Raw genomic sequence first — 11,436 nt, forward strand, 5'->3', positions numbered from 1 at the left:
GCTTACTTCGGCGGCATGCGAATACCGCCGTCGAGGCGGAACTGGTGCGCGTTCAAGTAGCCGTTGCGGGCGATCTCGAGCACCAGCGACGCGAACTCTTCCGGCTCGCCGAGACGCTTGGGGAAGGGGACGCTCGCGTTGAGCTGGTCCCACATTGCCGGGTTCCTGTCCTTCATGCCGAGCATCAGCGGGGTCGCGAAGATGCCGGGCATGATCGAGTTCACCCGGATGCCGAGGTCCATCAGGTCGCGCGCCATCGGCAGGACGAGGCCGTTCACCCCCGCCTTGCACGAACCGTAGATCACCTGGCCGATCTGCCCGTCCTGCGCGGCGACTGAAGCGGTCATGATGATGACACCGCGCTCGCCGTCGTCATTGAGCGGCTCCGCATTGGCCATCCCGAGCGCCGAGATCGAAGCGACGCGGTAGCTCGAGACCAGCACGCCCTCGGCCCCGAACGCATAGTCCTCGGTCGACAAGCGCTTGTAGCCGCCGGTCGCCTTGTCCCAGCCGACGGTCTTGCCGCGGCGGCTGGTCATTGCGCAGTGGACCGTCACGCGCTCCTGCCCGTGCGCGGCGCGCGCCTTGTCGAAGCCGGCCTGGACCGAGGCTTCGTCGGTGATGTCGACATGACAGAATAGGCCGCCGATGTCCTTGGCGTGCGCCTCGCCCGCCTCGTCGTTGACGTCGAAGATCGCGACCTTGAAGCCCGCTTCCGACAGCGCCTGCGCGCTTGCCTTGCCGAGGCCCGAGGCCCCGCCGGTCACCACCGCCGCCAGGCCCGCTTCCAGCTTCATCACTCGTCTCCCGTTTCGTTTCGCCACTGGCCTAGCTTGTCATTTGCGGTTCGCAAGCGCGCAGCATAGTCAGGCGCCAAACCGGGAGATTGTGAGATGCCGTCAGCCTTCATTCGCCGCGTCCTGATGCTCGCCGCGCTCGGCACCGCTCCGGGCGCGGTGCTCGGCGCGCCGGCGGCGACGACCGACGAATACCGCGCGCAGGGCGAGGCGCAGGCGACCGCCCGCCGCGCGCCGCCCAAGCATGGCGCCAAGGCCAAGAACCTGATCATCTTCATCGGCGACGGCATGGGCGTCTCGACCATCACCGCGGGCCGCATCTGGCAGGGACAGGCCGCGGGCCAGGACGGCGAATCGACCCAGACCGCGATGGACTCGCTCGACTACGCCGCGCTCGTGAAGACCTACGGTGCCGACGCGCAAGTATCGGACAGCGCCCCGACCGCGACCGCGTTTATGACCGGGGTCAAGGCGAACGAGGGCGCGATCTCGGTCGGCCCAGAATCGAAAGTGCGCGACTGCGCTTCGTCCAAGGGGCACGAGCTGCGCTCGATCCTCGCGCTGGCGCAGGATGCCGGGCTGGCGACCGGGGTGATCTCGACCGCGCGGATTACCCACGCCACGCCCGCGGCATCCTATGCGCACACGCCCGGCCGCGACTGGGAATCGGACAAGGAGCTGCCTGCCGAAGCAGCCGCGCAAGGGTGCAAGGACATCGCCCGCCAGTTCATCGAGGGCGAGGTCGGGCCCAAGCTTCAGGTCGCGATCGGAGGCGGGCGCTCGATGTTCATGCCCGCCAACGCGGCGGATCCGGAATACCCGACCAAGACCGGCAGCCGGAAGGACGGCCGCGACCTCGTCGGCGAGTGGGCCGCGGCGCACCCGGGCGGGACCTACGCGTGGAACGCCGCGCAGTTCGCCGCGTGGAATGCTGAGGGCAAAGGCCCGCTGTTCGCGCTATTCGAGCCGAGCCACATGCAATACGAGGCCGACCGGGCGGGCGACCCGGCGGGCGAGCCCGCGCTTGCCGACATGGTCGAGAAGGCGATCCGCCACCTGTCGCGCACCAAGAAAGGTTACGTGCTCTACGTCGAGGGCGGGCGAATCGATCACGCCCACCACGCGGGTAATGCCTACCGCGCGCTGGTCGATACCGTCGCGCTCGATAATGCGGTGGCGCGCGCGCTCAGCAGGGTCGATCTCGACGACACGCTGATCGTCTCGACCGCCGATCACAGCCACACGCTGACGATCAACGGCTACCCCTCGCGTGGCAACCCGATCCTCGACACTGTGAAGGAGGGCGGTAAGCCGGTGCTCGATGCGAACGGCAAGCAGTACACCACGCTGAGCTACGCCAACGGCTCGGGCGCGGTGAAGGCGGGCGGCAAGGACCGGCCCGACCCGGCGACCGAGGACACCGACGATCACGACTATCGCCAGCAGTCGCTCGTGCCACTGATCGCCGAAACTCACGGCGGCGAGGATGTCGCGGTGCGCGCTTCGGGCCCCGGCGCCGACCAGTTCCGCGGCACGATCGAGCAGCACACGATCTTCTACCTGATGCGCAACGCGCTGCTCGGCAGCAAGGGACGCAAGCGCTGACGCGATCATGACCGGCGCCTTCCTGTTCGCGCTGGTGAGCGTGTTCGCGGTCTCGCTCGGCGGGCGCGACCAGTTGCTCGCCGCGCGGTTGGCGGACCGGCTGGGCAAGGGTGGGGGGCTATTGGCGGTCGGCGCGCTGGCCTCGACCCTGTCCGCCACCGCGATGGCGGCCGCCGGGCTGGCGCTGGCGCTGGTGCTGCCGGAGCCCGCCGCCGACATGCTGGTCGCGTTCGGCCTGCTGATCGCGGCGGTCGAGCTCGCCTGGCCGCGCCGTGCCGCGCTGCCGGATGAGCCGACCCACTCTTTGTTCGCGACCCTGATCGTCCTGCTGGCCCGCCAGTTGGGTGACGCGGCGCGGTTCCTAGTGTTCGCCTTCGCGGCAGGAGGATCGGCCTGGCTCGCCGGAATTGGGGGCGCGATCGGCGGGACGGCGGCGATTGCGCTGGGCGTATTCGCTGCCGATGAGCTCACGAGTTGGCCACTCCGCGCGATCCGGCTGGTGCTGGCCGGCCTGACCGCGCTCGCCGCCATCGTCATCGCGCTCAACGTGCGCGGGATTATCGGCTAGGGTTATGAGCACGTGGACAACCTGACTTTCGTGGAAGGCGCCAGCGACGCCGAGATCGCTTCCTACGTGGAGGCGGCGATCCGCGACGCCCTGGACGCGCAACCCGGGCCCATCGCGATCACCGTTCCGGGTGGGTCGACTCCATTTCCCATCCTCGAGCGGCTGGCCGCTGCCGAGCTTGATTGGCGCCGCGTGACGGTCTGGCCGAACGATGACCGCGTGGTGCCCGAGGATCACCCCGCCTCCAACGCCGGCCGCATCCGCGCGCTGCTCGGGCCGACCGGCGCCGAAGTGGTCACGCTGACGGTGATGGAGCAGGTCCCGCACTTCGCGCTCGCCTGGCTCGGCATGGGCGAGGACGGGCATGTCGCGTCGCTGTTTCCCAACACCGATCCGCGCGCCGACGAAGCGGCTCCCATCGTCCGCCTGACCCCCGATCCGCTCCCGCCCGAGGCGCCGTTCGATCGCATCAGCCTGACGCTGCCGTCGCTGCTTGCGAGTGACCGGATCATGTTCGTCATTCGCGGAAGCGCCAAGCGAAAGGTCTTCGATGACGCCGCAGCGGGCCGCAGCGACCTCCCCGTCGCGCGCCTGCTCGCAGCCGCCACCCAGCCGGTCACATGCTTCACCTGATCCCCCCCGCGCTCGCCCGCCCGCTGCTGCGGCTCGCGCACCGGCTACGGCACCGCTGGCGCAAGCTCGTCCGCGCACGGCTTGCCGGAGTGTCGGTGTTCGTCACCGATCTCGATGGGCGGCTCTTGCTGGTGCGGCATAGCTATGGTCCGGGCGGGTGGGCGCTGCCCGGCGGCGGGATGGGCCGCCGCGAGACACCCGAGGAGGCCGCGGCGCGCGAGGTGCGCGAGGAGGTGGGCTGCAAGCTCGAAGGCGCGCGCGTGCTGGAGCGTCTGGAGGAAACCATCTCCGGCTCGCCGCACACGGCATGGCTGGTCGCGGCCAGAACGCTCGATCATCCACGGCCAGACCGGCGCGAGATCCTCGAAGCGCGCTTTTTTCCGACGCACTCGCTGCCCGAGCCGCTGACAGGGCTCACCCGCGCGCGGATCGCCGCCTGGCGGGGGAAGCTGCGGTAGGTCGGGTATCGCTCGACGAGATCCCAGCTTTCGCTGGGATGACGGACAAGGCCAATAAATGCTCGTCGCCCCAGCGCAGGCTGGGGCCTCGTGCCCCTAAAGAAGGCTCAACTGCGCGTCGTCGCGCGGCCGCTCGACCTGGCCGTCGCGCTCCAGGTTCGACATCGTCAGCCCCATCAGCCGGATCGGCAGCGGCAAAGGCAACGCCTCGTCCAGCAATGCGCGCGCGAGGCCGGCGAACTCCGCCTTGTCCGCCACCGCGCGCGGGAGCGACTTGGCGCGGGTCATGATCTGGAAGTCGGTGTACTTCATCTTGAGCGTCACGGTGCGCCCCTTGGCCTGGGTGCGCTCGATCGACTCCCAGACGATCTCGATGATGTTGTCGAGCGTCTCGCGCAGCAACGGTCCGCTGGAGATGTCCTCGCCAAACGTCCGCTCGCCGCCGACCGACTTGCGGATGCGGTTGGCCCGCACCGGCCGCAAATCGATCCCCCGCGCCGCGCGGTAGAGGTAGTCGGCGAAGCTGCCGAAGTGCGCGCGCAGCCAGGCATGATCCTTGGCGGCGAGATCGGCGCCGGTCTCGATCCCCAGCCGCGCCATCTTTTCGGCGCCCTTGGGGCCGACCCCGTGGAAGCGGCGGATCGGCAGCGACTGGACGAACGCGGCGCCCTGGCCGGGGCGGATCACGCAGATGCCGTCGGGCTTGTTCTGGTCGCTCGCGAGCTTGGCGAGGAACTTGTTGTAGCTCACCCCCGCGCTGGCGGTGAGCTGGGTATCCTCGCGAATGCGGCGGCGGATGTCCTGCGCGATCTGGGTGGCGCTGCCGATGCCCTTCAGATCGTCGGTGACATCGAGATAGGCCTCGTCGAGGCTCAATGGTTCGACGTGCGGGGTGTAGTCGCGGAAGATCGCGCGGATCTGGCGGCTGATTTCCTTGTACACATCAAAGCGATGGCGGACGAAGATGAGATCGGGACAGAGCCGCCGCGCGGTCATCCCCGGCATCGCGCTGCGCACTCCGAACTTGCGCGCTTCGTAGCTTGCCGCAGCCACGACCCCGCGCCCACCCGAGCCGCCGACCGCCACCGGTTTGCCGCGCAATGACGGATCGTCGCGCTGCTCGACGCTGGCGAAGAAGGCGTCCATGTCGACGTGGATGATCTTGCGCAGGCCTTGCGCTTCCTCGCCATCGTCGTCCTCTTCGCTCGCCACCCGGTCTAGCTAGCGCGCTGCGCAGGAAATCTAAACTGGCCAAGCCGGGCGCAGGGGTTCATGGCCCGCCGTCCCATGCACGGACCCGCCACCCCCGCCGAGGAACGCAGCTTCGCCGCGATGAGCGAGCGCAAGCTGGTGTTCCTGATGGCCGCCTTGATGAGCCTGCAGGCGCTCGGCATCGATTCGATGCTACCGGCGCTGGGGATGATCGGGCACGACCTCGGCGCGCCGGGCAACGATCGGCAGCTGGTGATCGGCGCCTACCTGCTCGGCTCCGGGCTCGGCGCGCTGGCGCCGGGGGTGCTGGCCGACCGCTATGGCCGGCGCCCGATGCTGCTCGGCGCCATCGCGATCTATGCGGCGCTTTCGCTGCTGTGCTCGCTGGTGACCCAGTTCGAAGTGCTGATTGCCCTGAGGATGACGCAGGCGTTTCTCACCGCGGGCCTGTCGGTGCTGCCCGCTGCAATCATTCGCGACCGGGTCGGCGGGGACCGGATGGCGCGGATGATGTCGACCATCATGGTGGTGTTCATGGTGGTGCCCGTGCTCGCGCCGTTCCTCGGCCAGACGGTGCTGCTGTTCGCCGGCTGGCGCTACATCTTCGTGCTGATGGCGGCGCTGGCCACGGTGGTCGGCGTGTGGACCTGGCGCGGATTGCCCGAGAGCCTTCATGCCGAGGACCGTCAGCCCATCGCGCTGGCGCCGGTGCTGCGCAACATGCGCGAATCGTTTCTGCGGCGCGATGCGATCGGTTACGTGATCGGATCGAGCCTGGTGTTCGGCGCGCTGTTCGGGTTCCTCAATTCGGCGCAGCAGCTGGTCACCGACACCTTCGGCATGGGCCCGTATTTTCCGTTCATCTTCGGCGGAGCGGCGGCCGGCATGGCGCTCGCCAACTTCTTCAATTCTCGCATTGTCGAGCGGTTCGGTGCGCGGCGGGTTTCGCACACCGCGCTGCTCGCGTTCATCGCAACCTCGGTGCTGCAGGTGCTCGCGGCGAGCAGCGGCGAGGAGAAGCTGTGGCAATTCCTGCCGCTGATGGCGACCAACATGGCGCTGCTCGGCTTCGTCGGCGCGAACTTCGGTTCGATCGCGATGCAGCCGTTCCAGCACATCGCGGGGTCGGCCTCATCGGCGCAATCGTTCCTGCGCATGGTGACCTCGGCGGTGCTGGGCGCGCTGATCGGCCAGGCGTTCGACGGCACCGCACGGCCGCTCGCCTGGGCGCTGCTGATCTGCGGGGTGCTGAGCTTGCTGCTCGTCCTGTTCAGTGAGAAGGGGCGGCTGTTCCGGCGGCTCAACCCGCCGAAGCCGCGCTGACCCGCCATTCACCGTCACCCCGGACTTGATCCGGGGTGGTGCTACCTTCGACGCCCGCCGAAGAAAGCACTGGCCCGGATCAAGTCCGGGCCGACGTTGAGGGAGGGGCGCCCAACGCGCGCCAGGCCAGCTCCGCGAATTCGCACAGCAGCGGGCGCGTATCGCGCGGGTCGATGATGTCCTCGACGTTGAAACGCTCGGCGCTGCGGAACGGGCTGGTGACCTTGGCCAGCCGCGCGCGGATCGCCTCGAGTTCGGCCGCCGGATCCTCGGCGGCTTCGATCTCGGACTTGTAGGCGACCTCGAGCCCGCCCGCGATGGGGAGCGAGCCCCAGTCGCCCGACGGCCAGCAGTAGCGATACTGGTAGGTGTCGGCGTTCGACATCGCGGACCCCGCAATGCCGTAGGCGCGGCGCAGGACTACGCTCGCGAGCGGCACGGTCGCCTTGTACACCGCGTTCATCGCCTGCACCCCGTAGCGAATGGTCCCAGCCATCTCCGCCTCGCGGCCGATCATGAAGCCGGGGTTGTCGACCAGGTGGACGATCGGTAGGCGGAACAGGTCGGCGAGCTTGACCCAGCGTTCGACCTTCTCGCTGGTCTTGGCGTCCCACGATCCGCCGAGGTAGCTCGGGTCGCTGGCGAGCACCATCACCGGCCAGCCGTCGAGCCGGGCGAGGGCGGTGATCGCGGCGCGGCCCCACATGCGGCCGATCTCGAACACGGTGCCCTTGTCCATGATCAGCTCGAGCGCGCGGCGCATCGAATAGACCTGCTTGTCACCGCGTGGGACGAGATCGAGCAGCGCCTCCTCGCGGCGGTCTGCGGGATCGCCGGTCTCGACCCGCCGTGCCGGCTGGCCGATGTATTCGGGCATGAACGAGAGGAAGTGCCGCGCGCGGGCGAACGCTTCGGCCTCGCTGGCCACCTCGTCGTCGACCACGCCGTTGCGGGTGTGGATGCCGCTGCCGCCGAGCGCTTCCTTGGCCTCCTCGTGATTGGCCGCGCCGCCCCTCCAGTCGTCGCCCAGCGCATCGACCACAGCCGGGCCGGCAGCGAAGATCTGGCTTAGGCCCTTGACCATCACCGAGTAATGACTGGCCGCGATCCGCGCCGCGCCGAGCCCCGCGGTCGGCCCGAGCGACAGCGCGACCACCGGCACAGCGTCGAGGTTTTTCACCACCTCGCCCCACATGTGCACCGCCGGGATGTACGTGGAGCCGATCATCTCCAGCGTCTTGACCGAGCCGCCGCCACCGGTGCCGTCGATCATGCGGACGATGGGGAGCTTGAGCTCGTGGGCCATTTTCTCAGCCTGTTCCATCTTACGGCCGATCCCGGCATCCGCCGCGCCGCCGCGGATGGTGAAATCGTCGGCGGTCGCGACGACAGGGCGGCCGTTGATCAGCGCCTTGCCGAACAGGAACGGGGCGGGGAGGACGCCGGTGAGCTCGCCGTTCTCGTCGTAGGCACCCTTGCCGGCGATCTTGCCGATCTCGCGGAAGGAGCCCGGATCGACCAGCGCCGCGAGCCGCGCGCGGGCGTCCATCTTGCCCCGGCCGTGCTGGCGGGCGACCTTGTCGGCTCCGCCCATCTGCTCGGCCAGCGCCTCGCGGCGGCGCAGTTCCTCGAGTTCCTTGGCCCAGGTCATTGGCGACGCATAACACGTCGTCGTCCCAGCGAAAGCTGGGACCTCGTGCGATTAAGCGCCACGGGCACTGGGATGACCGTCAGGCGGGCGTGGGCTCGACCACCGCGAGCACGGCTTCGACCTGCACCTGGCTGCCCTGGCTGACCGACAGCTCGGTCACCGTCCCGGCGAACGGAGCGGTGAGGGCGTGCTCCATCTTCATCGCCTCCAGCACCAGCAGCCGCTGGCCCGCCTCGACCGCCTGGCCTTCGCTGACATCGACCGCGATCACCTTGCCCGGCATCGGCGCGAGGATCGCGCCGTCGGCGGCCGCATGGCTGCCGCCCGAGAAATTGGGCGGGGTGAACAGGAACGGCTGCGCATCGCGCCACACCAGCGCGCCGCCGTCGATTGGGGCGGAGAAGCCGGTCGCCCCGGTGCACTCCTCCAGCATCAGCGCACGCCGCTCGCCGCCGTGCTGCACGGTGATCCGCGTCGCTTCCTCGCGGTTGAGGCGGAACCCGAAGTTGGCGCCCCACGGCCCGGCGCCGCGCTCTTCGCCCGCCGCATAGTACGGCGCGAACAGCTGCATCGCGGCGACCTGCCACTCGTTCTCGCCCGCCGGCTCGATCTCGGTCAGCGCGTCGCCGCGGTCGGCGATGAGACCGGTGGTGACTTCGCCCGTCTGGAAGGTCGGATCGTTGAGGCAGGCGAGGAGGAACGCCGCGTTGGTCTTCACCGGCCACACCCGGGTCGCGAACAGGCCGGTCGCGAGGTCGAGCATCGCCTCCTCGCGGCTCTCGCCGCGCGCCACCAGCTTGGCGATCATCGGGTCGTAGAACGGGCTGACCGCGTCGCCTTCCTCAACCCCGGTCTCGACCCGGAGGATGTGATCGGGCAGGTCGAGCAGGTCGAGCGGGCCGGTCGAGGGGAGGAACCCGCTCACCGGGTCCTCGGCATAGAGCCGCGCTTCCATCGCCCAGCCGTCGATCGAAAGCTCGTCCTGCATCAGCGGAATCGGCTCGCCGCTCGCCACGCGCAGCTGCCATTCCACAAGGTCGACCCCGGTGATCTCCTCGGTCACCGGATGCTCGACCTGCAGTCGGGTGTTCATCTCCATGAAGAAGATGCGGTCGGCGCGCAGGCCCTCGCTGGCGTCGGCGATGAATTCGATCGTGCCGGCGCCTTCGTAGTCCACCGCCTGCGCGGCGCGGACGGCGGCGGCGCAGATCGCGGCCCGCGTATCCTCGTCCATTCCCGGGGCGGGGGCTTCCTCGATCACCTTCTGGTGGCGTCGCTGGAGCGAGCAGTCGCGCTCGAACAGATGCACTACGTTGCCGTGGCTGTCGCCGAACACCTGCACCTCGATGTGGCGGGGCGAGGTGATCCACTTTTCGAGCAGGACCTCGTCGTTGGAGAAGCTCGCCGCCGCCTCGCGCCGGCACGAGGCGAGCGCGGCTTCGAAGTCCTCCGGAGCATCGACCTTGCGCATGCCCTTGCCGCCGCCGCCGGCGACCGCCTTGATCAGCACCGGGTAGCCGATCGCTTCGGCTTCGGATTTGAGGCGGCTGGCCGACTGGTCTTCGCCCTCGTAGCCTGGGGTCACCGGCACCCCGGCGGCGCGCATCAGCTTCTTGGCCGCGTCCTTGAGGCCCATCGCCTCGATGCTCTCAGGTCTAGGGCCAACCCAGACGATCCCCGCCGCCGCGACCGCGCGGGCGAAGTCGGCGTTCTCTGACAGGAACCCGTAGCCGGGGTGGATAGCGTCGGCTCCGGTCGCCTTGGCGGCGGCGATGATCTTGTCGCCGATCAGGTAGCTTTCGGCGGCCGGCGAGGGTCCGATATGCACCGCCTCATCCGCCTCGCGCACGTGCAGCGCCTTGGCATCGGCATCCGAATAGACCGCCACGGTGGCGATCCCCATCTCGCGCGCGGTGCGCATGACTCGGGCTGCGATCTCGCCGCGATTGGCGATCAGAAGCTTGGTGATCATGGAAGCGGGTTAGTGCGGGCGGTGCGCGTTGCCAACTGTAGCGTTACCTCGCTCTCGACCCCACCCCACGTCGCCCCGGACTTGATCCGGGGTGGTGCTTTCTTTCTGGCGTCGCGAAGAACAGCACTGGCCCGGATCAGGCCCGGGCCGACGAGCGGGGCTATTCGGGCAGCGGCTCCATCGGCGGGGGCGGGATGGGCTGGCTCATGCGGACGTCGATGAGGATGTCGCCGCGGGTCCAGGTGGGCGGTTCGGCGGGCTCCGCGGGCTTGTTCTTGACCGCCTCGGCGAACGCGGCCGCCACGTGGCGCAGCTTCTCGATCCGGCCGATCACCACCCGGTGGTCCCACGCCTTGGGGCCGAGCTCGACCACCCGCCGGCCGATCGCGCCGTAGATGCGTGCCGCCGCCAGCACCGCCCAACGCTGGCGGAAGGCCAGCTTGGCCGCGCCGAGCCGCGCCATCGCCTCATGCTTTTCCATCCGGCGGATCAGCCGCGCGGCCATGTCGGCCAGTTCCTGCCGGTGGTGCGGCTTCATCTGCTGGCCGGGCTCGATGTCCTCTTCGACCAGCCATTCGATGGGGAGGTAGCAGCGGTCCGCCTTGTCGTCCTCGTCGAGGTCGCGGGCGATGTTGGCGAGCTGGAAAGCAAGGCCGAGGTCGCACGCGCGGTCGAGCATCCACGAATCCTCGCGGTCGACGCCCATGACGACCGCCATCATCACCCCGACTGCACCGGCGACGTGGTAGCAGTAGCGCGCGAGGTCCGCCTCGTTGCGCGGGCGCCAGCCGGTCGCGTCGAGCTCGAAGCCCATGATGACGTCCTCGGCCATCTCGCGCGTCAGGCCGCATTCGCGCGCGACGAGGCCGAAGGCGTCGAACGCCGGATCGGCGGTGGGCAGCCCCTCGAACGCGCGCTCGGTCAGCAGGCGGATCGCGGTCAGGCGGCGTTCCGCGCCTTCTTCCTCGCCTAAGGTGCCGCCGTGATCCTGGTCATCGGCGAGATCGTCGCAGCGCCGGCACCAGGCGTAGAGCAACCACGCCTTTTCGCGCGTGTCGCGGTCGAACAGGCGGCTGGCGAATGAAAAGCTTTTCGAACCCTTCGAGATCGAATGCTCGGCATAGTCGATCAGGTCTTCGCGGTCGCGCCCGCCGCCGGCCTGCGCCGGGGTCTCGCGCAGGATGCGGCTCGGCGCCAGCATCCGCGGGACGATCCGG

At 69.2% G+C, this 11,436-nt stretch carries 10 protein-coding genes; 5 read left to right on the plus strand and 5 right to left on the minus strand.

The genetic code is table 11. The features are described from left to right. Positions 1-2 precede the first annotated feature (2 nt). Positions 3-797 (minus strand): SDR family oxidoreductase, encoded by a 795-nt coding sequence (locus ELY12_RS08650; protein ID WP_126176302.1) that lies wholly within the window; start codon positions 795-797, stop codon positions 3-5. Between the two features lie 96 nt (positions 798-893). Here ELY12_RS08650 and ELY12_RS08655 point away from each other — a divergent pair, with 96 nt between their 5' ends. From ELY12_RS08655 to ELY12_RS08670, 4 genes are read left to right on the plus strand one after another with little or no spacing between them, the layout of a single operon-like run. Further along, a complete protein-coding gene (locus ELY12_RS08655; RefSeq protein WP_206435804.1) occupies positions 894-2,402 on the plus strand; it encodes an alkaline phosphatase family protein in 1,509 nt (502 codons plus the stop codon). A gap of 7 nt (positions 2,403-2,409) precedes the next feature. Continuing rightward, a complete protein-coding gene (locus tag ELY12_RS08660; RefSeq protein ID WP_126176303.1) occupies positions 2,410-2,970 on the plus strand; it encodes a hypothetical protein in 561 nt (186 codons plus the stop codon). A 12-nt stretch (positions 2,971-2,982) separates the two neighbouring features. After that, positions 2,983-3,603: a 6-phosphogluconolactonase gene (locus tag ELY12_RS08665; RefSeq protein ID WP_126176304.1), complete on the plus strand. Its 621-nt coding sequence runs from the start codon at positions 2,983-2,985 to the stop codon at positions 3,601-3,603. Beyond that, positions 3,591-4,061 (plus strand): NUDIX domain-containing protein, encoded by a 471-nt coding sequence (locus ELY12_RS08670; RefSeq protein WP_126176305.1) that lies wholly within the window; start codon positions 3,591-3,593, stop codon positions 4,059-4,061. Before ELY12_RS08665 ends, ELY12_RS08670 begins: the two co-directional genes overlap by 13 nt. Before the next feature lie 96 nt (positions 4,062-4,157). Here ELY12_RS08670 and dinB read toward each other — a convergent pair whose 3' ends face one another. Continuing rightward, positions 4,158-5,273 (minus strand): DNA polymerase IV, encoded by a 1,116-nt coding sequence (dinB, locus tag ELY12_RS08675; protein WP_241229792.1) that lies wholly within the window; start codon positions 5,271-5,273, stop codon positions 4,158-4,160. Between the two features lie 60 nt (positions 5,274-5,333). On the opposite strand from dinB, the gene ELY12_RS08680 reads away from it, so the two are divergent. Then, on the plus strand, positions 5,334-6,596 hold the full coding sequence (locus ELY12_RS08680; protein WP_241229793.1) for a multidrug effflux MFS transporter: 1,263 nt from the start codon (positions 5,334-5,336) through the stop codon (positions 6,594-6,596). A gap of 79 nt (positions 6,597-6,675) precedes the next feature. Here the strand turns inward: ELY12_RS08680 and ELY12_RS08685 are convergent, their stop codons facing one another. The 3 genes from ELY12_RS08685 to ELY12_RS08695 all read right to left on the minus strand — a co-directional run bounded on the left by ELY12_RS08685 (position 6,676) and on the right by ELY12_RS08695 (position 11,420). Continuing rightward, positions 6,676-8,247, minus strand: a complete 1,572-nt coding sequence (locus ELY12_RS08685; protein ID WP_126176306.1) for an acyl-CoA carboxylase subunit beta — start codon at positions 8,245-8,247, stop codon at positions 6,676-6,678. Positions 8,248-8,326: 79 nt separating this feature from the next. Beyond that, entirely contained in the window at positions 8,327-10,219 is a 1,893-nt protein-coding gene (locus tag ELY12_RS08690; protein ID WP_126176307.1) for an acetyl/propionyl/methylcrotonyl-CoA carboxylase subunit alpha, read from the minus strand. 160 nt (positions 10,220-10,379) lie between these two features. Then, the gene (locus ELY12_RS08695) at positions 10,380-11,420 is read right to left on the minus strand and encodes a phytoene/squalene synthase family protein (RefSeq protein WP_126176498.1); all 1,041 of its coding nucleotides are present in this window, start codon (positions 11,418-11,420) and stop codon (positions 10,380-10,382) included. Positions 11,421-11,436 lie beyond the last annotated feature (16 nt).

Origin of the sequence: Tsuneonella rigui (assembly GCF_003958625.1) — a bacterium.
GTDB classification, from domain to species: Bacteria; Pseudomonadota; Alphaproteobacteria; order Sphingomonadales; family Sphingomonadaceae; genus Tsuneonella; species Tsuneonella rigui.